This is a genomic window from Rhodoferax sp. PAMC 29310 (assembly GCF_017948265.1).
GTDB lineage: Bacteria > Pseudomonadota > Gammaproteobacteria > Burkholderiales > Burkholderiaceae_C > Rhodoferax.
In genome coordinates this window covers 4,346,273-4,364,717 of record NZ_CP072852.1, presented here as the reverse complement: position 1 = coordinate 4,364,717, position 18,445 = coordinate 4,346,273, and the positions used below count along the sequence as shown (strand labels likewise).

Genomic DNA, 18,445 nt, shown 5'->3' with positions numbered 1-18,445 from the left:
ATGCGCCCTGCCCGTGTTTTATTGCTGACCGCCCTGGCGATGCTGGCGTTTTCCGGCAACTCAGTGTTGTGCCGGTTAGCGCTCAAACACACGGGCATTGACCCGGCCACCTTCACCTCGGTGCGCCTGGTCTCGGGCGCGGCCGTGTTGTGGCTGTTGGTTCGGGTCAGAGACGGCCACACGGCGCCCGCAGGCAACTGGCCTTCTGCCCTGGCCCTGTTTGCCTACGCTGCGGCGTTCTCATGGGCCTATGTGAGCCTGCCCACGGCGGCGGGCGCCTTGTTGCTGTTTGGGGCAGTTCAGGCCACCATGATTGGCTACGGCCTGTGGCAAGGCGAACGTTTGGCGCCACGCCAGACGCTCGGCTTGCTGGCCGCTTGTGTTGGATTGATCGCCTTGCTGTTGCCCGGTCTGTCTGCTCCGCCACTGGGTGGCGCCTTGTTGATGATGGCCGCCGGCGTGGCGTGGGGGGTTTACTCCCTGCGCGGCAAAGGCGCTGGCGATGCCACCCAAACCACCAGTGGCAACTTTCAACGCGCGTCGGTATTGACGCTGGCTCTCAGTGCCCTCACTTTGTCCCAAGCCAATTTTGACAACACGGGTCTGGCCTACGCCGTGATCTCGGGCGCGTTGACCTCTGGCCTGGGTTACGCCGTCTGGTACACCGCCGTACGCGGCCTGCCCGCCACCAGTGCCGCCACCGTGCAACTCAGCGTGCCGGTGATTGCGGCTCTCGGCGGCGCCCTCTTCCTGAATGAACCCCTCACTTTGCGCTTGATTGCGAGCTCCCTCGCCATTCTTGGCGGTGTGGCATTGGTGATCGTGGGCCGACGGCCCAACTGAGGCCCCAAAAATGCGTGGATGAAGGGGTCAATGCCCCTGTCTTGTCATTTCGCAAAGGGTGCATCCATACTGGCAGGCTAAATAAGCCAATTCACATCACCCGGCTTCCTGCAGCCTTGGCTACGTTGTGAGACTCACCGAGAGGATGTCATGTCGCTTTTGTTTGCCCCCACCACTCTGGGCCCACTGCCACTTCAAAATCATTTGGTCATGTCGCCGATGACGCGCAATCGCGCCACTGGCAACGTTCCAAATGAGTTGATGGTTCAGTACTACGCGCAAAGGGCCTCGGCGGGGCTGATCATCACCGAAGGCACCTCACCATCTCCCAATGGACTGGGTTACCCCCGCATTCCAGGCGTTTTTTCACCCGCGCAGATCAACGGCTGGCGCCCGGTCGCTCAAGCGGTTCATAACAAGGGCGGTCGGATCTTCATGCAACTGATGCACTGCGGGCGCATCGCCCACCCCCTGAATCTGCCCGAAGGTGCCCGAGTACTGGCGCCGTCGCCGCTGGCAGCTACGGGAGATATGTACACCGATGCCAAGGGACCCCAGCCCCACCCTGTGCCCGTTGAAATGACACAGACCGACATCAACGCGACCGTGGCCGAGTTCGCACAGGCGGCCAGCAACGCACTAGCAGCCGGTTTCGACGGCGTCGAATTACACGCTGCCAACGGCTACATCCTGGAGCAATTCCTCCGCCCGACCTCGAATCAACGCACGGACGCCTACGGCGGCTCCATTGAGCACCGGGCACGGTTTGCGCTGGAGGCGGTCGAAGCCGTGATCGTGGCCATCGGCAAAGACAGGGTCGGCATTCGTCTGTCCCCTTTTGGGGTCTTCAACGATATGCCTTTGTATAACGACATGGAGGCGGACTACACCTATCTCGCGCAGCAGTTGGCTCACCGAACATTGAACTACATCCATCTGGTTGACCATGCTGCCATGGGGGCGCCAGAGGTGCCACAGTCGATGAAAGACATGTTCCGCCGCACCTTCAAAGGAAACCTGATTCTCAGCGGCGGCTATGACGTGGCCCGGGCAGACGCTGACTTAATGGCGCACAAGGCCGACTTGATCGCCGTGGGCCGGCCCTTTTTGGCCAACCCGGACCTCCCGGCTCGGTGGCAGTCTGGCGCGCCACTCAATGCCCCCGACGCCAATACGTTCTACACGCCAGGTCCAAGCGGTTACATTGACTACCCCGCCACGACGCCCTCCAGCTAGCTTGCGCTGACGTCGCTCAATAAACATCAAGAGAGGTCTGCCGTCCCATGGCCCACCCTTTCAGACAACATGACTCATTTCAAACACCTTAAGGCGCCCGCCTTTCCAACCCTCTACAGCTCCATCACCGGGAGCCACGCATGAGTTTCTACGGCGTCACCGACATTTGGACTTACGTCATTGGAGCGATTGGCATCATTTTGTTGCCCGGGCCAAATTCCATTTATGTGCTCTCCGTGGCGGCCGCACGCGGCGTCAAAGCCGGCTACCAAGGGGCGATGGGGGTGTTTGTGGGCGACACCATCTTGCTGCTGCTGACGGCACTGGGCGCAGCCAGCCTGCTCCGCACCTACCCTGACTTGTTTATTGGGGTGAAGTATGCGGGCGCTGCCTACCTCGCGTGGGTGGGGCTGAACTTGATCTGGGGTGCCATTCAAAAAGCCCGCAGCCCTGAACTGGCGACAGAGGTGCCTCGTGAAAGCGCCGCCAACCTGCAACACCCATTCAAGCGGGCCTTGGTCATCAGCCTGCTCAACCCAAAGGCAATTTTGTTTCTGCTGTCGTTTTTTGTGCAGTTCATCGACCCAAGCTACGCCAGGCCGGCCGTGCCATTTTTGATCCTGAGCGCGATCATCATGGTGTTCAGCGGCATTTATCTGTCTGCCCTGATTTTCCTGGGCACCCGGTTGGCACAGGCCTTTCGGGCCCGCAAGCGCCTGAGCGCTACCCTGTCGGGCGGCGTGGGTGGCCTGTTCATCTGGTTTGGCAGCAAACTGGCCACAGCCACGCTGCACTAGGCCCCACGCCTGAAGTCACATCTCAATGGTGATGACCGTGCTCACCATGCACGTGGCGGTGTGCAATTTCTTCTTTTGAAGCCGCCCGCACATCTGACACGGTGACACTGATTCGCAGGGCTTTGCCGGCGAGCGGGTGGTTGCCATCCAGCATGACCGTGTCACCCTTGATTTTCATCACGGTGAAGGTTTGGGCATGGCCATCTTCGCCCACCCCTTGCAACTGACCGCCCACTTTGACGCCGGCCGGAAACTGGGCTTTGGGAATCGTTTGAACCAGGCTCTCGTCATGCGCACCAAAAGCATCTTCAGGCTGAAGATCCAGGGTGGTCTGAAAACCTTTTTCCTGGCCCTCAAGGGCGGCTTCCAGCTTGGGGAAGGTGTTGTCGTAACCGCCATGCAGGTAAACCATGGGAGTTTTGCTTTCTTCAAGCAGTTTTCCTGTGGTCTCGGCTAATTTGTAGCGCAGTATGACTGCCGTGTTTTTTTCAATCTTCATGAATACTCTCCGTTGAGGCTCCATTATCGGTGCTTCGCCCATGGGCCCCACTGGCACCCAACGCTGACTCCAATGGCGATCGCCGTCAAAACTTTATGAAATAAGTGCCGCCAGTCCTTGATAAATGAGCGCGTGAAGCTATCTATTCATTAGCAAAATCGAGCCAACCCTGCTCAACAAAGGGTCGCGCTGCGCCCCACTTCGGCGAAGATGAAATAATTACGCCATTTCTAACCAAGGATATTCAACATGAGCGACACCCAACAGCGCATTGCCGAACTGGTCAAATCCAACGACGTGGTTCTTTTCATGAAGGGAAATGCCAGTTTTCCCCAGTGCGGATTTTCCGGACGCGCCATTCAGGTCTTGAAGGCCTGCGGTGTGGATGCCAAAGCCATCAAAACCGTCAACGTGCTGGAAGACGATGAAGTTCGCACCGGCATCAAGGAATTCAGCAACTGGCCCACCATCCCCCAGCTCTACGTCAAGGGTGAGTTCATTGGTGGCTCGGACATCATGATGGAAATGTACGAAAACGGCGAACTGCAACAAGCCCTGGGAAACCAAGCTTAATTCGTCTATTGCCTGGGCCTGACGGCGCCTCGCCGTCCGCCTGCCAGAAACCACCGCAAGGTGGTTTTTTTACGTCGTCTCGAATTGCCCCTGAAACCCGCGGCTTTTCTCTCCATGGAGTAGCTGGCATCTTGTGTTTCAATGATCTCGCGCATGTCGCTTGGTCGTTACTACTCAGGAGTCCATCATGGAATCTCGCAGTCTGGTTTCCCAGCCCTCGCCATTTCACCTCCCACTGGCTCAATTGCGCCGCGTGTTTCAACCGGAGGAGGTTGAACGCAAACTGGTCAAGTTGCGGGACTACGAGCACGACGCGCTTCGCGCCACTTACCAGCGCATGCTCGAACGTGGCCCCCAACGGTTTCAGGTCAACCCCTCAGGCATTCCTGACATGGCTGCGTTGTACGAGATGCTGCCCAACTTTACCGATGTGCTGGACGACGTGAAGCGTCACGTGGCACTGCCCCAGGACAGCCACGACGGGCTGGAAGTCACCCCCATCCTCCTGCTGGGCCCACCCGGCATCGGAAAAACGCATTTCGCTCGCAAGCTGGCCAACTTGCTGGGAACCGGCATGAGTTTGTTGCCCATGAGCTCAATGACAGCCGGCTGGCTGTTGTCAGGGTCATCCTCTCAATGGAAAGGCGCCAAGCCGGGCAAGGTGTTTGAAGCACTGATCGATGGCGAATACGCGAACCCCGTGATCGTGGATGAGATTGACAAGGCCAGTTGCCATGCCCAATACGACCCCTTGGGCGCGCTGTATGGTTTGCTTGAACATGACACCGCCGGCAGCCTCACGGACGAATTTGCCGAAATCCCGATTGATGCCAGTCAGGTCATCTGGATCACCACCGCCAATGACGAGCGATGCATTCCCGACCCAATTTTGAACCGCATGAATGTCTTCACGGTCGAGCCTCCCTCTCCGGAAGCGGCCCGCCAAATCGCCCGCAGCCCGTACAAGTCCATTCGCAGCGACCACGGCTGGGGCGAGAAATTTTCACCAGAGCCCAGTGACGACGTGCTGGATCAATTGGGCGACATGGCTCCCCGTGACATGCGCCGCGCCCTGATGACTGGCTTTGGCAATGCCCAGTTGGCCCGCCGTGACACCATCTCGTTCATTGATCTGCCCAAATCCACCCAAAAGAAGGGGCAGCTTGGCTTTATGCAGTGAATTCCCAACGGCGCTGGGCGCCGAACACAGCATTTGGGTAGGGCGACTTGCCGCGAGAGCCGTTGTAGCGCCCCAGCGCCATAAAGAGGTTGCCGTTTTCCCGGTCCAGGTAGTGACGCAATATGACGCAGCCAAAGCGAAGGTTGGTCTGCATGTGAAACAACTTGCCCGCGTCACCATCCGCCAACACGCGGGTCCAGAACGGCATGATCTGCATATAGCCCCGCGCGCCGACACTGGAGATCGCAAATTTGCGGAAATTACTCTCTACCTGAACCAAGCCCATCACCATGGCGGTGTCCAGCCCGGCACGACGGCTTTCATACCAAATGGTTTGAAGAAACTCCTGGCGGGCGCGCCAGTCGGGCTTTTTGGTGCGTAAACGGTCACTCATTGCGCCTTGCCAGCGCAGAAATTCGAGCCGGGACCCCGTGTCCGGAAATTCAGGCACAGGCGGGGCCTGGTTGGCAATGGCGGAGCTCAAGGCGGTGCGCACCGAGTCCACCAGCGGCTCCTCCAACTGCCCACCGGCTTGCGCCGACTCGGGAATGGAAAGCAGCCCCAAGCCGCCCGCCAACGAGGTGATGACTGATCTTCGAGTCAACATTCCTGGTGTCAACCCCTTCAAATCTTCAGCCGGGATTGAATCAAGGCGGCAATGTCAGCCACGGGAACCTGGGTTGATTCCGCATCGCGACGGTGTTGGTACTCCACCATGCCTTCTTTCAGGCCCCGGTCACCCACGGTGACCCGGTGCGGCACACCAATCAACTCCCAATCCGCAAACATGGCACCAGGACGCTCGCCCCGGTCATCCAGAATCACGTCCACGCCGGCGGCCAGCAAGTCGCCGTACAACTGTTCAACGGCCGCCTTGACGTCGGGAAACCGATCGGCGCCAATCGGGCAAAGCACGACCGTGAATGGCGCCAGCGCATCAGGCCAGATGATGCCGCGCTCGTCGTGATTTTGCTCAATGGCAGCGGCTGGCAAACGGGTGATGCCGATGCCGTAGCAACCCATTTCCATGAACTGAGGCTTGCCATTGACATCCAAAAAGGTCGCCTTCATGGCCTCGCTGTACTTGGTACCCAAATAGAACACGTGCCCCACCTCGATGCCGCGCTCAATGGCCAGCACACCTTGACCGTCGGGCGACGCATCGCCCGCCACCACATTGCGCAAGTCAGACACCAGCGTCGGTTCTGGCAAGTCACGTCCCCAGTTGACCCCCGTCATGTGGAAGTCGGGCTCGTTGGCCCCACAAATCCAATCACCCATCACGGCCACGTCACGATCAACCACCAAGTTGACCGACTGTTTCAATCCAATAGGGCCGAGGTAGCCAGGCTTGCCACCGAAGCGGTCTTCAATTTCAGTCAGCGTGGCGAAACGGAATCCCGCCAAACCGGGCAGCTTCCCGACCTTGACTTCATTCATGTCGTGATCGCCACGCAAGAGCAGCAACCACACTTGTGACTTGACGACTGCGCCTTGTGCATCCAGCGTATCGGTGGCCAGAACGAGTGATTTGACGGTCGTGGTCAATGGCACGTTCAAAAATTCAGCAACAGCTACACAGGTGCTCGTGCCTGGTGTTGATGTTTTATCCATACCCCGCGTCGGTGCTGGCCGCGCGCCTGCGGGCGCCAGTGATTCCGCCTTCTCCATATTGGCGGCGTATTCGCTGTCGGTGCAGTAAACAATGGCATCTTCGCCGGTCGCGGCAATGACCTGAAACTCTTCGCTCAAATCTCCGCCAATGGCACCGCTGTCCGCGGCAACGGCACGGTAGGTCAGTCCAAAGCGGTCAAAAATCCGACGGTAAGCCTGCGCCATGACTTGGTAGCTGGCCTTGGCTGACACGGGGTCGCGGTCAAAGCTGTAAGCGTCTTTCATGATGAACTCACGTCCCCGCATCAAGCCAAACCGGGGACGACGTTCGTCACGGAATTTGGTTTGAATTTGGTAGAAATTTTTCGGCAGCTGTTTGTAGCTTTTGATCTCCTGCCGAACAATATCCGTCACCACCTCTTCACTGGTGGGTTGAATTACAAAATCACGATCATGGCGATCCTTGATGCGCAGTAGCTCAGGCCCCATTTTCTCGAAGCGCCCGGTCTCCTGCCAAAGCTCTGCAGGCTGCACAACTGGCATGTTCAACTCAACTGCGCCGGCCCGGTTCATTTCTTCACGAACAATCGCCTCAACTTTGCGAACCACGCGCAGGCCCATGGGCATCAGGCTGTAAACACCGGCACCCAGTTTCTTGATCATGCCGGCGCGGGTCATCAGCTTGTGGCTCACGACCTCGGCATCAGCAGGTGCTTCTTTGAGGGTTGAGATAAAGAATTGGGAGGCTTTCATGGGGGGAATCCGGGAATAACTGAGGGCTGTCGCCCTTGAAGCGCAGCAAGTGCTGTGCATAATGGCAACAGTTTAAAAATTGGGGTTTGATTATGCTTGACCGTGACGGCTTTAGGCCCAACGTCGGCATCATCCTGCTCAACCAGAAAAATCAAGTGTTCTGGGGCAAGCGCATTCGAACACACTCTTGGCAATTTCCACAAGGTGGCATTGATCGGGGGGAGACGCCAGAACAGGCCATGATTCGCGAATTACGCGAAGAAGTGGGCCTCTTCCGTGAGCACGTTCGCATTGTGGCCCGAACCCGAGATTGGTTGCGCTACGAGGTGCCGGACAGATTCATCCGCCGCGATGCTCGCGGATTCTACAAAGGCCAGAAACAAATCTGGTTCTTGCTTCAATTGGTTGGTCATGACTGGGATTTAGACCTACGTGCCACCGACCATCCTGAGTTTGACGCCTGGCGATGGAACGACTACTGGGTGCCGCTGGATGCGGTTGTAGAGTTCAAACGGGGCGTTTACGAAATGGCGCTCACAGAGCTCGCCCGCTACTTGCCTCGCGCTGACCATCGGAATCGTTTCCTGCGCCAGGGAATGCGCCCTCACGACCCCACGTTTGTGGAGGAGCAGGTGCCGGGTGCAAATATGGAACTTCCGCCTGGCGCAAGCTTCGAGCCCGACCCACAGACTGCCATTGACGCGGCTTCATCGGAGAGTACGCATCATGGCGTCCAAAAAACTTAGCATATTACTTTTATCACTGTTTACTGGGGTTGCATTCGCCCAAATCGTGGCACTGGACCCAGACTGGAAAGAGAGCGAAGCCCCTTCGCCTCCCTCTTTTACTCAGAAGAATCTAATTCCGCTGAACATGCCGAACTATGTGAGTTTGAAGTTTGGGGTTGATCCTCAGACCCTGACAATCACCTCGGATGGCATTGTTCGCTATGTGGTTGTCGCCACCAATTCCAGCGGCTCCATGGCAGCCATGTACGAGGGAATTCGATGCGCCACAGGCGAGGTGAAAACCTACGCCAGATTCAACTCTAGCGGTGAGTGGGACACCCTCAAACGACCCGAGTGGTTGGACCTAGCGGGCAAACAACCATCCAAACATGCCCTAGTATTGGCGCGACAAGGCGTTTGCGAAGGGGCAACATCCACTGGGCTCTCAGTGACCGATATAGTGAGGGCTCTGAGAAAATAATCACCTGAGACAGGTTCTACCGGGTCACCACCATGTTGTCGCGGTGCACCATTTCCGGCTCGGCGGTGTAGCCCAGCAACTTCTCGAAGTCGCTTGACGGTTTGCGGCACAGCAGGCGGGCCTCGGAACTTGCGTAATTGGCGAGCCCCCGCGCCATTTCCACGCCGGCGTCGTTACGCACCGCAATCACATCTCCACGCGAGAAATCACCAAAGACAGCGGTCATGCCGATGGGGAGCAGGCTTTTTCCTTCGCTGCGGACCTTGGTCGCCGCGCCCGCGTCGACAGTGACCGCACCGCGAAGCTGCAGGTGATCAGATATCCATTGTTTGCGGGCTTGAGACTTCCTGGTTTGGGCAACCAACAAAGTTCCGATGGATTCCCTTTGAACCAACCGCATCAGCACGTCCGGCTCACGACCCCAAGCAATCACTGTGGAGGCACCAGACCCGGCAGCACGTTTTGCAGCCAATATTTTGGTGAGCATGCCACCGCGCCCAATGCTGGATCCCGCGCCCCCAGCCATCATTTCCAAAGCCGGATCGCCAGCCTTGGCCTCATGAACAAACTGCGCAAATGGATCTTTTCTCGGATCGGCCGAGTAAAGTCCTTTTTGATCCGTAAGAATGATCAAGGCGTCCGCCTCGACCAAGTTGGCCACCAACGCACCCAAGGTATCGTTGTCGCCGAATTTGATTTCGTCATTGACAACGGTATCGTTCTCATTGATCACCGGCACGACGCCATGCTTCAACAGCGTCAATAACGTTGACCGCGCGTTCAAATAGCGCTCACGATCAGTTAAATCGGCATGCGTTAGCAGTACTTGAGCACTCTTCAGATTGTTCTCACGCAACTTGGTCTCATACGCGTGAGCCAGTCCCATTTGCCCCACGGCCGCCGCCGCCTGTAGTTCATGGATGGCGTGGGGTCGCTTCGCCCACCCCAAACGCTTCATGCCCTCAGCAATCGCACCGCTGGAAACCATGATGACCTGACGTCCATCCTGGACCAGAAGCGCCATCTGACGGCACCATTCACCAATGGCCGCGTCGTCCAAGCCCCGGCCCTCATTGGTCACCAGGCTTGAACCGACTTTGACAACGATACGCCGGGCATCACGCAGGGCGGGCGAGGAGGTTTTTAGGGTCATAACAGGGTACAGCTCAAACCTATATGGCGAACATCGCTACTACTTTAATAGCAACGCGTTCGCGGATCAATTACTCAGCAGTTGACGGAAAACGCGGGTCAACCACAACTGGGGCCTGTTCGGCCAATTGCTGCGCATTGACATGTTGGTAAATTGTTTTGATCAGCGGTTCACAACCTTCCCGGGTCAGACCGGAAATTTCAAAAACCGGACCCTTGAATTTGAAACGCTTCACAAAGTCCTTGACCAACGCGGCACGCTCCTCCAAGGGGATCATGTCCAGCTTGTTCAGAACCAACCAGCGTGGCTTTTCATACAACTCGGCATCGTACTTTTTGAGCTCATTCACAATGGCTTTTGCCTGGGCGACCGTGTCCACGCCTTCATCAAACGGAGCCATATCCACTACATGCAATAAGAGTCTGGTGCGCTTCAGATGCCTCAGGAACAAATGCCCCAGGCCAGCGCCATCCGAGGCGCCCTCAATCAGGCCAGGCAAGTCGGCCACCACGAAACTTTGCTCTGGACCCACGCGAACAACACCCAGGTTTGGATGCAGCGTCGTGAATGGATAATCGGCGATACGCGGGCGGGCGTTGGATACAGCTGAAATGAGGGTTGATTTGCCTGCATTAGGCATCCCCAGCAAGCCCACGTCCGCTAAAACCTTAAGCTCCAACTTCAAACTGCGCTTGTCACCTGGCCAGCCAGGCGTTTTCTGACGCGGCGCACGGTTAATTGCGCTCTTAAACCGCATGTTTCCAAAGCCGCCATCCCCACCCTTGGCAATGGTGATGACGTCACCGTGGGTTAGCAACTCAAACAATACCTCACCGGTTTCGGAGTCTGAAATGATGGTGCCAACTGGCATTTTCAGAGTGATGTCTTCGCCGGCTGCGCCGAACATGTCGGACCCCATACCATGTTGCCCGCGCTTGGCATCATGACGGCGAGAGAATCGAAAATCGACCAACGTATTTAAATTCGAATCGGCAACGGCAAATACATGTCCGCCACGCCCACCATCTCCCCCGTTGGGACCACCAAATTCCTTGTACTTTTCATGGCGAAACGAGACGCAGCCAGCCCCGCCGTCTCCCGCAGAGATTTCAATATAGGCTTCGTCAACGAATTTCATGATTTCAGACTTTATAAACGAAAAACCCCGCGCAGCGCGCAGGGTCTTGATACGGAGTTACCAGCGACTTAAGCCGAGATAACGTTCACCGTCTGCTTGTTCAATGCGCCTTTTGTGGCGAAAGACACGTGGCCTTCAACCAATGCAAACAGAGTGTGATCTTTGCCGATTCCGACATTGGCGCCAGGGTGGAATTTAGTACCCCGTTGACGAACAATGATTGCGCCAGCGCTAATCAATTCGCCACCGAACTTCTTCACACCGAGCATCTTGGGCTTGGAATCGCGCCCGTTTCGCGTAGAGCCGCCGCCTTTTTTCTGTGCCATGACCCTTGTCCTTTAAGCGGCAATAGCGCCGATCAGCAGTTCAGTGAACTGCTGGCGATGCCCTTGACGTTTCTGGTAATGCTTACGACGGCGCATTTTAAAAATGCTGACCTTGTCGTGTTTGCCGTGAGCCACAACAGTGACACTCACGGTTGCGCCGGACACCAAGGGTGTACCGATCTTGATTTCTGCGCCGTTTCCGACTGCCAAAACCTGATCGAACACAATCTCTTGGCCCACGTCCGCAGCAATCTGTTCTACTTTAATTTTTTCGCCAGCAGCAACCCGATATTGCTTGCCACCGGTTTTTATGACCGCGTACATTATGACCTCTTCAATTTAGCTCTGGAACGAATTTTCGCAGAGCCAGTCATTATAGCGCAACGTAAAATCCCAATCAACCCGGAGCCAGCCCACTGGCGCTAAGCAATGGCGGTTTTCTATAATGCACGGATATAACTGGCCAACGTTTTGCAAGCAACTATACCCACCCCACCCACTTTGATGTCAATCATTGCGCAAGACATGCGCGAGGTTGACCTGGTTATTGCCAACCGACTTGACTCCAGCGTTCCTTTGGTGGGCCAAGTGTCGAAATACATCATCGCAGCCGGTGGGAAGCGCTTGCGACCGGCGTTGCTGCTGCTGACTTGCGGGGCATTGGGTTACACAGGACCCCAACGATTCAACATGGCTGCCGTTGTGGAGTTCATCCATACGGCGACGCTGCTGCATGACGACGTAGTTGACGACTCCGCCATGCGCCGGGGCAATGCCACTGCCAATGAAACCTTTGGCAATCCCGCCAGCGTGCTCGTCGGCGACTTTCTGTATTCTCGTGCTTTCCAGATGATGGTCGACGCGCAAGACATGCGCATTATGGCGGTGCTTGCTGACGCCACAAACGTCATTGCAGAAGGAGAAGTGATGCAACTGATGAATATGCACAACGCGGAATTGGATGAAAGTGCATATCTTCAGGTTATTCGTTCAAAAACGGCCAAGCTATTTGAAGCCAGCGCACGGGTTGGAGCAATCCTTGCTGGCGCATCAACAGATATTGAAACTGCCTGCGCAGAATACGGACAGGCTCTAGGCACGGCCTTTCAGGTCGTCGACGATGTGCTTGACTACACCGGAAATGCAGAACTCCTGGGAAAAAACCTTGGGGACGACTTGCGGGAAGGGAAAACAACACTTCCGTTAATAGCCGCCATGCAGCGCGGGTCAGAAACAGAGCGTCTCATTGTTAAAAGCGCCATTGAAAAAGGCGACACGGCTATGCTTGATGAGGTCGCTCGTATCGTCAAAAAAACCGGCGCCTTGGAGGTGACCCGAAAAGCAGCGCTCGCTGAAGCCAGTCGCGCAGTCTCGGCTGCCAAACGCCTGCCTAAAACTCCCTACTCGGATTGTTTGATCGAATTGGCGACGGGTCTGTTAGCTCGTCAGGCCTAATCAACCGACACCGCGCTGCCAAAGGGGACAGAATGAGAAGTAGCCCAGGAATTTGAGCACCCCGACCTCGTCACCGAAATACGACATGTTGAACTGGTAGTCTGAACCACTTTCGCCACAAATCGATGGCCAATCTGGGGCACTATGCTCAGGCGACTGTCAACGACCCACCGACTCGAATCCTGACGTAGTACATTCTTGCTCTATGCCCTCAGTTGATAACACTCTCCGAGACCCTACCCCAACAGCTTTGCCTGGACTGGGGCGTGCGTTAGTTTTAGCTGGAAAACTGGAGCAAAAGCTTGCAGAGGATCTTTACCGTAAAGCTGAAGACAGTCGCACTGGCTTCATAGCAGAACTCACCGGCTCTGGCGCGGTTTCCGCTTTCGATTTGGCACACACCATGTCCGTCGCCTATGCGGCACCATTGATTGACCTCAACGCACTTGATGTAAAAAGTCTTCCCACTGGATTACTGGACCCGAAAATTTGCAGCGACTACCGTGTTGTCGTTCTCAGCAAACGGAACAACCGACTTTTGGTCGCCACAGCTGATCCATCCGATCAACAAGCAGCTGAAAAGATCAAGTTTGCGACGCAGTTGGGCATTGACTGGGTTATTGCGGAATATGACAAGCTTCTCAAACTTGTCACGAGCAAAGCGGCAACAGCTGCGGAAACAATGGAAACGCTTATCGGTAGCGATTTCGAGTTTGATGAATCAGCCACCGAGTCCATTGCGGACTCAACCGACACAGCGGCATCAGAGGTAGATGACGCGCCCGTCGTCAAGTTCTTGCACAAAATGCTTCTTGACGCATTTAGCATGCGTGCATCGGATCTCCACTTCGAGCCCTATGAACACAACTATCGGGTCCGCTTTCGAATCGATGGGGAACTCAGAGAAATTGCGTCACCGCCGGTAGCCATTAAAGACAAGCTTGCATCTCGGATCAAAGTGATCTCCAGGATGGATATCTCCGAAAAGCGTGTCCCTCAAGACGGCAAGATGAAACTCAAAATCGGACCTGACCGGGTTATCGATTTTCGAGTCAGCACTTTGCCGACCCTATTTGGAGAAAAAATTGTTATTCGGATTTTGGACCCCAGCAGTGCAAAGCTGGGCATTGACGCGCTTGGCTATGAGCCTGAGGAGAAAGAGCGACTTTTGAAAGCAATCAGTCGACCGTATGGCATGATTTTGGTCACCGGCCCAACCGGGTCCGGAAAAACGGTCTCGCTTTACACCTGCTTGAATCTTTTGAACAAGCCAGGGGTCAACATTGCGACCGCAGAAGACCCTTCCGAAATCAACTTGCCAGGCGTCAACCAAGTCAATGTCAATGATAAAGCAGGACTGACATTTGCCGTTGCACTCAAGTCGTTCTTGCGCCAGGATCCAGACATCATCATGGTCGGGGAAATACGTGATTTGGAAACCGCCGATATTTCGATCAAAGCGGCGCAGACAGGCCACCTGCTCCTTTCGACACTTCACACAAACGATGCGCCTGCCACTTTGACCCGCATGCGCAATATGGGCATTGCGCCGTTCAATATTGCATCAAGCGTCATCCTGATCACGGCGCAGAGGTTGGCGCGCAGGCTTTGCCCAAACTGTAAAACTGCGGTTGACATCCCCAAGCAGGTCTTACTTGACGCAGGTTACAAACCAGAAGAGTTGAGCACCCCATGGGTGGCCTACCAGCCTGTTGGGTGCTCGATGTGCAACAGTGGATACAAAGGCCGTGTGGGTCTGTACCAAGTGATGCCAATCACTGAAGAGATTCAGCGCATTATTCTCCGGGATGGAAGTGCGCTGGAAATCGCCGAGCAAGCGGCCAAGGAAGGCGTTCGCTCACTTCGACAAGCGGGCCTGAACAAGGCCAAACTCGGTTTGACTTCGCTTGAAGAAGTCCTTGCCGTAACCAACGAATAATTGATTCATACAAGGGACCGTATGGCAACCGCAAAGTCAAAAACGACCAAAGAATTTGTCTTTGAGTGGGAAGGGAAGGACCGCAATGGCAAGCAAGTTCGCGGAGAGACCCGTGCGGCAGGCGAAAACCAAGTGAAAGCTGCCCTGCGTCGTCAGGGAGTTTTGCTATCCAAGATCAAAAAGCGCCGGATGAGCGCTGGGCGGGCCATCAAGCCGAAGGATATGGCGATATTTACCCGGCAACTTGCCACGATGATGAAGGCCGGAGTACCGCTGCTGCAAGCATTTGATATCGTTGGACGGGGTAATCCCAATCCCAGCGTCACTCGGTTGCTCAATGACATTCGGTCAGACGTGGAAACCGGAACATCCCTCAGCGCGGCGTTTCGCAAATACCCACTCTACTTTGACAACCTGTACTGCAATCTAGTCGAGGCCGGCGAGGCCGCAGGTATCTTGGATCAACTTCTGGATCGGCTCGCTGTTTACATGGAGAAAACAGAGGCGATCAAGTCAAAGATCAAGTCTGCGTTGATGTACCCCATTTCAGTTTTGGTGGTGGCGTTCGTAGTCACCGCCGTGATCATGATATTTGTGGTGCCAGCATTTAAAGAGGTATTCTCAAATTTCGGAGCCGATCTGCCGGCGCCGACCCTTGCCGTTATCGCAATCAGTGAGATATTTGTTTCCTACTGGTGGCTTATTTTTGGCGGTATCGGAGGAGGAATTTACTTCTTTATGCAGGCTTGGCGTCGCAACGAAAAGATGCAGCAGGTGATGGATAGGCTTATGTTGCAAATGCCTATTTTTGGCGTCCTTGTCGACAAATCTTGCATCGCCCGGTGGACTCGGACCCTTGCCACGATGTTTGCTGCGGGTGTGCCACTGGTAGAGGCCCTTGACTCAGTGGGCGGGGCCTCTGGCAATTATGTCTACCAATCAGCCACCGTAAAAATTCAACAAGAAGTCTCTACAGGCACTGCGTTGACGGTGGCGATGACCAATGCCAACCTCTTTCCTTCAATGGTTCTGCAAATGTGCGCAATTGGTGAAGAGTCCGGATCCATCGATCACATGCTGAGCAAAGCTGCTGATTTCTATGAGGGGGAAGTCGACGACATGGTTGCCGGCATCTCCAGCCTCATGGAACCCATCATTATTGTGATCTTGGGTACTGTCATTGGTGGCATTGTTGTCGCGATGTACCTGCCGATTTTCAAGTTGGGACAAGTTGTCTGATGATCGATTTGCAAGGAATGAGTACGATTGTTTTCGCGGGCTTGGGGTTGCTGGTCGGCAGCTTTTTAAATGTCGTGATTTACCGGCTTCCTCTCATGCTTGAAGCCCAATGGAAATCTGAAGCGGCTGAATTTTCTGGGACGAAGCTCTCGGATGGGTTGCCATTCAACTTGATGACCCCCCGTTCGCGCTGCCCAAGTTGCAATCATCAAATTCGTTGGTTTGAGAATATTCCAGTATTGAGCTATGTATTTTTGCGAGCAAAGTGCGCGAAGTGCAACACACCCATCAGCTTGCGATACCCAAGTATTGAACTCGCCACCGGCACATTGTTTGCCTTTTGCGGCTGGCAATGGGGCGCAAGCGCTACAGCCCTGGCCTGGGCGGGATTTTGTGCCTGCCTAGTCGCACTAACCATGATCGATTGGGACACCACTCTGCTCCCGGACGACATTACCTTGCCTCTATTGTGGGCTGGGCTGATTGCGTCAGCAGTTCAATGGACCTCTGTAAGCCTATCGTCTGCGGTCTGGGGATGTATCGCTGGTTACATCTCCCTTTGGCTCGTCTACTGGGCGTTCAAGCTCGCGACTGGAAAAGAAGGAATGGGATATGGAGATTTCAAACTCTTTGCGGCGTTGGGTGCGTGGTTTGGCTGGCAAGCGTTGATTCCTATTATTTTGATGGCATCCGTCATAGGCGCGGCTGTCGGCATTGCCATGAAGTTCTCCAGCGGACTGCGCGAGGGAGGCTATGTGCCATTTGGCCCCTTTTTGGCCGGAGCAGGCTTGATGGTCATGATTTTTAGTCCCCAACCCATCATGAGTTTTGTGGGGCTTTAAACGTGCCCTCGTTCTTACGCGTCGGATTAACAGGTGGAATCGGCAGCGGGAAAAGCACTGTCGCGAAACTTCTGGCATCCCATGGCGCCAGAATCATTGATGCAGACGCGATATCCAGGCAAATGACTGCGGCGGGCGGCGATGCGATCCCCTTGATTTCAAAAACATTTGGTCAGCTTTTCATCGATGTCGATGGCGCATTAAACAGAGACAAGATGCGTCAGCTGGTTTACACCGATGCAAAAGCGCGAGAGGCACTCGAGTCAATTATCCACCCCTTGGTTGGGCGAGAGATTCAATGGCAAACGAATGTGGCGCTTGATGAGCAATGCCGAGTTGTGGTCTTTGACGTCCCCTTGCTCGTTGAATCGCCGGTGTGGAGAGAAAGAGTCGATCATGTGCTGGTCATCGACTCGACCTCGGAGCTTCAAATTGAAAGAGTCAATATTCGAAGCGGCATGAGTCGTTCCGAGGTTGAAAAAATCATGGCCTCACAGGCCAGTCGGAAAACTCGCCTGAGCGCCGCAGACACTGTAATCTGCAACATCACGCAATCGCTAAGTCAACTTGCATTGGAAGTCCGCTACATCGCCAGCGGCTTCGGGCTATCATGCAATTGACTTGGCAAACAACGAAATTAGTGTGATCCTTTACGAGTACCCCTTTAACGAACGTATCCGAACCTACTTGAGGCTGGAGCAACTGTTCATTCGTCTGGCAAACCTGATCTCCAGAGAACAGGCTCTTGACCATCATTTTGCGATTACCACGCTCTTTGAAATCATGGACGTTGGCGCCCGAGCGGACCTGAAGTCAGATGTTCTGAAAGACCTGGACAAACAAAAGCACGCAATGGATGCCTTCCGAGGCAACCCAGCGATCGCTGAGGGTGTGCTGGATGAGGTTATCCAGCAACTGGACCAGTGCTTTCAGTCCCTTAGCGGCCTATCAGGCAAGGCTGGCCAATCGCTCACTGAAAATGACTGGCTGATGAGCATCCGCAGTCGAATTGGAATCCCTGGTGGCACCTGCGAGTTCGACCTTCCCGCCTACTACGCGTGGCAACATCGGCCCAGCAGCGAGCGAACAAGCGATCTTGTAACTTGGAGCAAGACACTGACGCCTCTGGCCGACTCAATTCAATTGCTTCTCAAACTATTGCGCGACTCTGGTGCTCCTCAAAAGGTGGTTGCCAGTAGCGGACAGTTCCAGCAAAATCTGCCGCAAGGTCGAACGTTTCAACTGCTCCGTCTAGCTCTGGATCCAACGCTAGAGCTCGTTCCAGAAATCAGTGGAAACCGGCTTATGGTGTCCATCCGAATGATGCGCCAAGGTGAAGACCACCGACTGCATCCTTGCCAAGAGAACGCGAGTTTTGAAGTCGCATTGTGCTCATGACCATTGAGTTTCAATTGTCAAGCCATAAACCCAAAGTTGTACGATGCCCAACCTGCCGTGGCGACAGTATTTTCGCGCCGTCCAATGCCTTCCGGCCCTTTTGCAGCGAGCGTTGCAAAAACATGGACCTGGGAGCTTGGGCAAATGAAGAGTTTCGGGTAAACAGCTCTGACGCAGAGGTCGAAGACGACGTAGACGGCAGGCCCGCCACATGAAGCCGACTAGCTCAAGCCGGCTAGGCTGAGAACGGG

21 protein-coding genes are annotated in these 18,445 nt (G+C 55.2%); 14 read left to right on the top strand and 7 right to left on the bottom strand.

The window, feature by feature from the left end; all coding sequences use genetic code 11:
* The 3 genes from J8G15_RS20260 to leuE all read left to right on the top strand — a co-directional run bounded on the left by J8G15_RS20260 (position 1) and on the right by leuE (position 2,876).
* The gene (locus tag J8G15_RS20260; protein WP_210544655.1) at positions 1-843 is read left to right on the top strand and encodes a DMT family transporter; all 843 of its coding nucleotides are present in this window, start codon (positions 1-3) and stop codon (positions 841-843) included.
* 150 nt (positions 844-993) lie between these two features.
* Positions 994-2,079: an alkene reductase gene (locus tag J8G15_RS20255; RefSeq protein WP_210544654.1), complete on the top strand. Its 1,086-nt coding sequence runs from the start codon at positions 994-996 to the stop codon at positions 2,077-2,079.
* A 140-nt stretch (positions 2,080-2,219) separates the two neighbouring features.
* On the top strand, positions 2,220-2,876 hold the full coding sequence (leuE, locus tag J8G15_RS20250) for a leucine efflux protein LeuE (protein ID WP_210544652.1): 657 nt from the start codon (positions 2,220-2,222) through the stop codon (positions 2,874-2,876).
* A gap of 22 nt (positions 2,877-2,898) precedes the next feature.
* On the opposite strand, the gene J8G15_RS20245 is transcribed toward leuE, so the two are convergent.
* Positions 2,899-3,375: a peptidylprolyl isomerase gene (locus J8G15_RS20245; protein ID WP_210544649.1), complete on the bottom strand. Its 477-nt coding sequence runs from the start codon at positions 3,373-3,375 to the stop codon at positions 2,899-2,901.
* 249 nt (positions 3,376-3,624) lie between these two features.
* Here J8G15_RS20245 and grxD point away from each other — a divergent pair, with 249 nt between their 5' ends.
* Both grxD and J8G15_RS20235 read left to right on the top strand, forming a co-directional pair.
* Positions 3,625-3,948: a Grx4 family monothiol glutaredoxin gene (grxD, locus tag J8G15_RS20240; RefSeq protein ID WP_210544648.1), complete on the top strand. Its 324-nt coding sequence runs from the start codon at positions 3,625-3,627 to the stop codon at positions 3,946-3,948.
* A 187-nt stretch (positions 3,949-4,135) separates the two neighbouring features.
* Entirely contained in the window at positions 4,136-5,128 is a 993-nt protein-coding gene (locus J8G15_RS20235; protein ID WP_210544646.1) for an AAA family ATPase, read from the top strand.
* Here the strand turns inward: J8G15_RS20235 and J8G15_RS20230 are convergent.
* Together J8G15_RS20230 and J8G15_RS20225 are read right to left on the bottom strand one after the other, a co-directional pair.
* Positions 5,118-5,735, bottom strand: a complete 618-nt coding sequence (locus J8G15_RS20230) for a lytic transglycosylase domain-containing protein (protein WP_210544644.1) — start codon at positions 5,733-5,735, stop codon at positions 5,118-5,120. The genes J8G15_RS20235 and J8G15_RS20230 overlap by 11 nt on opposite strands.
* Positions 5,736-5,752: 17 nt before the next feature.
* Entirely contained in the window at positions 5,753-7,495 is a 1,743-nt protein-coding gene (locus tag J8G15_RS20225) for a proline--tRNA ligase (RefSeq protein ID WP_210544642.1), read from the bottom strand.
* A gap of 92 nt (positions 7,496-7,587) precedes the next feature.
* Between J8G15_RS20225 and J8G15_RS20220 the strand changes: the two genes are divergently transcribed.
* Together J8G15_RS20220 and J8G15_RS20215 are read left to right on the top strand one after the other, a co-directional pair.
* On the top strand, positions 7,588-8,241 hold the full coding sequence (locus tag J8G15_RS20220) for an RNA pyrophosphohydrolase (protein ID WP_210544640.1): 654 nt from the start codon (positions 7,588-7,590) through the stop codon (positions 8,239-8,241).
* On the top strand, positions 8,222-8,704 hold the full coding sequence (locus J8G15_RS20215) for a CNP1-like family protein (protein WP_210544638.1): 483 nt from the start codon (positions 8,222-8,224) through the stop codon (positions 8,702-8,704). The genes J8G15_RS20220 and J8G15_RS20215 overlap by 20 nt, the downstream gene beginning before the upstream one ends.
* 16 nt (positions 8,705-8,720) lie before the next feature.
* Here J8G15_RS20215 and proB read toward each other — a convergent pair whose 3' ends face one another.
* The 4 genes from proB to rplU form a co-directional block, all read right to left on the bottom strand.
* Positions 8,721-9,857, bottom strand: a complete 1,137-nt coding sequence (gene proB, locus J8G15_RS20210; protein WP_210544636.1) for a glutamate 5-kinase — start codon at positions 9,855-9,857, stop codon at positions 8,721-8,723.
* A gap of 70 nt (positions 9,858-9,927) precedes the next feature.
* On the bottom strand, positions 9,928-10,995 hold the full coding sequence (cgtA, locus tag J8G15_RS20205) for an Obg family GTPase CgtA (protein ID WP_210544634.1): 1,068 nt from the start codon (positions 10,993-10,995) through the stop codon (positions 9,928-9,930).
* Between the two features lie 68 nt (positions 10,996-11,063).
* Positions 11,064-11,321, bottom strand: a complete 258-nt coding sequence (gene rpmA, locus J8G15_RS20200) for a 50S ribosomal protein L27 (RefSeq protein WP_210544632.1) — start codon at positions 11,319-11,321, stop codon at positions 11,064-11,066.
* A gap of 12 nt (positions 11,322-11,333) precedes the next feature.
* Positions 11,334-11,645, bottom strand: coding sequence for a 50S ribosomal protein L21 (rplU, locus tag J8G15_RS20195; protein ID WP_210544630.1), 312 nt, complete (start codon positions 11,643-11,645; stop codon positions 11,334-11,336).
* A 180-nt stretch (positions 11,646-11,825) separates the two neighbouring features.
* Here rplU and J8G15_RS20190 point away from each other — a divergent pair, with 180 nt between their 5' ends.
* From J8G15_RS20190 to J8G15_RS20160, 7 genes are all read left to right on the top strand, one after another.
* Positions 11,826-12,776 (top strand): polyprenyl synthetase family protein, encoded by a 951-nt coding sequence (locus J8G15_RS20190; protein ID WP_210544628.1) that lies wholly within the window; start codon positions 11,826-11,828, stop codon positions 12,774-12,776.
* A 205-nt stretch (positions 12,777-12,981) separates the two neighbouring features.
* Positions 12,982-14,715, top strand: coding sequence for a type IV-A pilus assembly ATPase PilB (gene pilB, locus J8G15_RS20185; RefSeq protein WP_210544626.1), 1,734 nt, complete (start codon positions 12,982-12,984; stop codon positions 14,713-14,715).
* Between the two features lie 21 nt (positions 14,716-14,736).
* Complete coding sequence (locus tag J8G15_RS20180) at positions 14,737-15,954, top strand: type II secretion system F family protein (protein ID WP_210544624.1); 1,218 nt, start codon at positions 14,737-14,739, stop codon at positions 15,952-15,954.
* Entirely contained in the window at positions 15,954-16,796 is an 843-nt protein-coding gene (locus J8G15_RS20175; RefSeq protein ID WP_210544622.1) for an A24 family peptidase, read from the top strand. Before J8G15_RS20180 ends, J8G15_RS20175 begins: the two co-directional genes overlap by 1 nt.
* A gap of 2 nt (positions 16,797-16,798) precedes the next feature.
* Positions 16,799-17,416 (top strand): dephospho-CoA kinase, encoded by a 618-nt coding sequence (gene coaE / locus J8G15_RS20170; RefSeq protein ID WP_210544620.1) that lies wholly within the window; start codon positions 16,799-16,801, stop codon positions 17,414-17,416.
* Between the two features lie 22 nt (positions 17,417-17,438).
* Positions 17,439-18,194 carry a cell division protein ZapD gene (zapD, locus tag J8G15_RS20165; RefSeq protein WP_210547687.1) on the top strand — a complete coding sequence of 252 codons (756 nt, stop codon included), beginning with the start codon at positions 17,439-17,441 and terminating at the stop codon, positions 18,192-18,194.
* Complete coding sequence (locus tag J8G15_RS20160; protein ID WP_210544618.1) at positions 18,191-18,409, top strand: DNA gyrase inhibitor YacG; 219 nt, start codon at positions 18,191-18,193, stop codon at positions 18,407-18,409. The genes zapD and J8G15_RS20160 overlap by 4 nt, the downstream gene beginning before the upstream one ends.
* The last annotated feature ends 36 nt before the right edge of the window (positions 18,410-18,445 follow it).

Bases quoted from the DNA above. Each gene is read 5' to 3' on its own strand.
- J8G15_RS20260 (WP_210544655.1), top strand. From the start codon at position 1: ATGCGCCCTGCCCGTGTTTTATTGCTGACCGCCCTGGCGATGCTGGCG.
- J8G15_RS20255 (WP_210544654.1), top strand. From the start codon at position 994: ATGTCGCTTTTGTTTGCCCCCACCACTCTGGGCCCACTGCCACTTCAA.
- leuE (WP_210544652.1), top strand. From the start codon at position 2,220: ATGAGTTTCTACGGCGTCACCGACATTTGGACTTACGTCATTGGAGCG.
- J8G15_RS20245 (WP_210544649.1), bottom strand. From the start codon at position 3,375: ATGAAGATTGAAAAAAACACGGCAGTCATACTGCGCTACAAATTAGCC.
- grxD (WP_210544648.1), top strand. From the start codon at position 3,625: ATGAGCGACACCCAACAGCGCATTGCCGAACTGGTCAAATCCAACGAC.
- J8G15_RS20235 (WP_210544646.1), top strand. From the start codon at position 4,136: ATGGAATCTCGCAGTCTGGTTTCCCAGCCCTCGCCATTTCACCTCCCA.
- J8G15_RS20230 (WP_210544644.1), bottom strand. From the start codon at position 5,735: ATGTTGACTCGAAGATCAGTCATCACCTCGTTGGCGGGCGGCTTGGGG.
- J8G15_RS20225 (WP_210544642.1), bottom strand. From the start codon at position 7,495: ATGAAAGCCTCCCAATTCTTTATCTCAACCCTCAAAGAAGCACCTGCT.
- J8G15_RS20220 (WP_210544640.1), top strand. From the start codon at position 7,588: ATGCTTGACCGTGACGGCTTTAGGCCCAACGTCGGCATCATCCTGCTC.
- J8G15_RS20215 (WP_210544638.1), top strand. From the start codon at position 8,222: ATGGCGTCCAAAAAACTTAGCATATTACTTTTATCACTGTTTACTGGG.
- proB (WP_210544636.1), bottom strand. From the start codon at position 9,857: ATGACCCTAAAAACCTCCTCGCCCGCCCTGCGTGATGCCCGGCGTATC.
- cgtA (WP_210544634.1), bottom strand. From the start codon at position 10,995: ATGAAATTCGTTGACGAAGCCTATATTGAAATCTCTGCGGGAGACGGC.
- rpmA (WP_210544632.1), bottom strand. From the start codon at position 11,321: ATGGCACAGAAAAAAGGCGGCGGCTCTACGCGAAACGGGCGCGATTCC.
- rplU (WP_210544630.1), bottom strand. From the start codon at position 11,645: ATGTACGCGGTCATAAAAACCGGTGGCAAGCAATATCGGGTTGCTGCT.
- J8G15_RS20190 (WP_210544628.1), top strand. From the start codon at position 11,826: ATGTCAATCATTGCGCAAGACATGCGCGAGGTTGACCTGGTTATTGCC.
- pilB (WP_210544626.1), top strand. From the start codon at position 12,982: ATGCCCTCAGTTGATAACACTCTCCGAGACCCTACCCCAACAGCTTTG.
- J8G15_RS20180 (WP_210544624.1), top strand. From the start codon at position 14,737: ATGGCAACCGCAAAGTCAAAAACGACCAAAGAATTTGTCTTTGAGTGG.
- J8G15_RS20175 (WP_210544622.1), top strand. From the start codon at position 15,954: ATGATCGATTTGCAAGGAATGAGTACGATTGTTTTCGCGGGCTTGGGG.
- J8G15_RS20160 (WP_210544618.1), top strand. From the start codon at position 18,191: ATGACCATTGAGTTTCAATTGTCAAGCCATAAACCCAAAGTTGTACGA.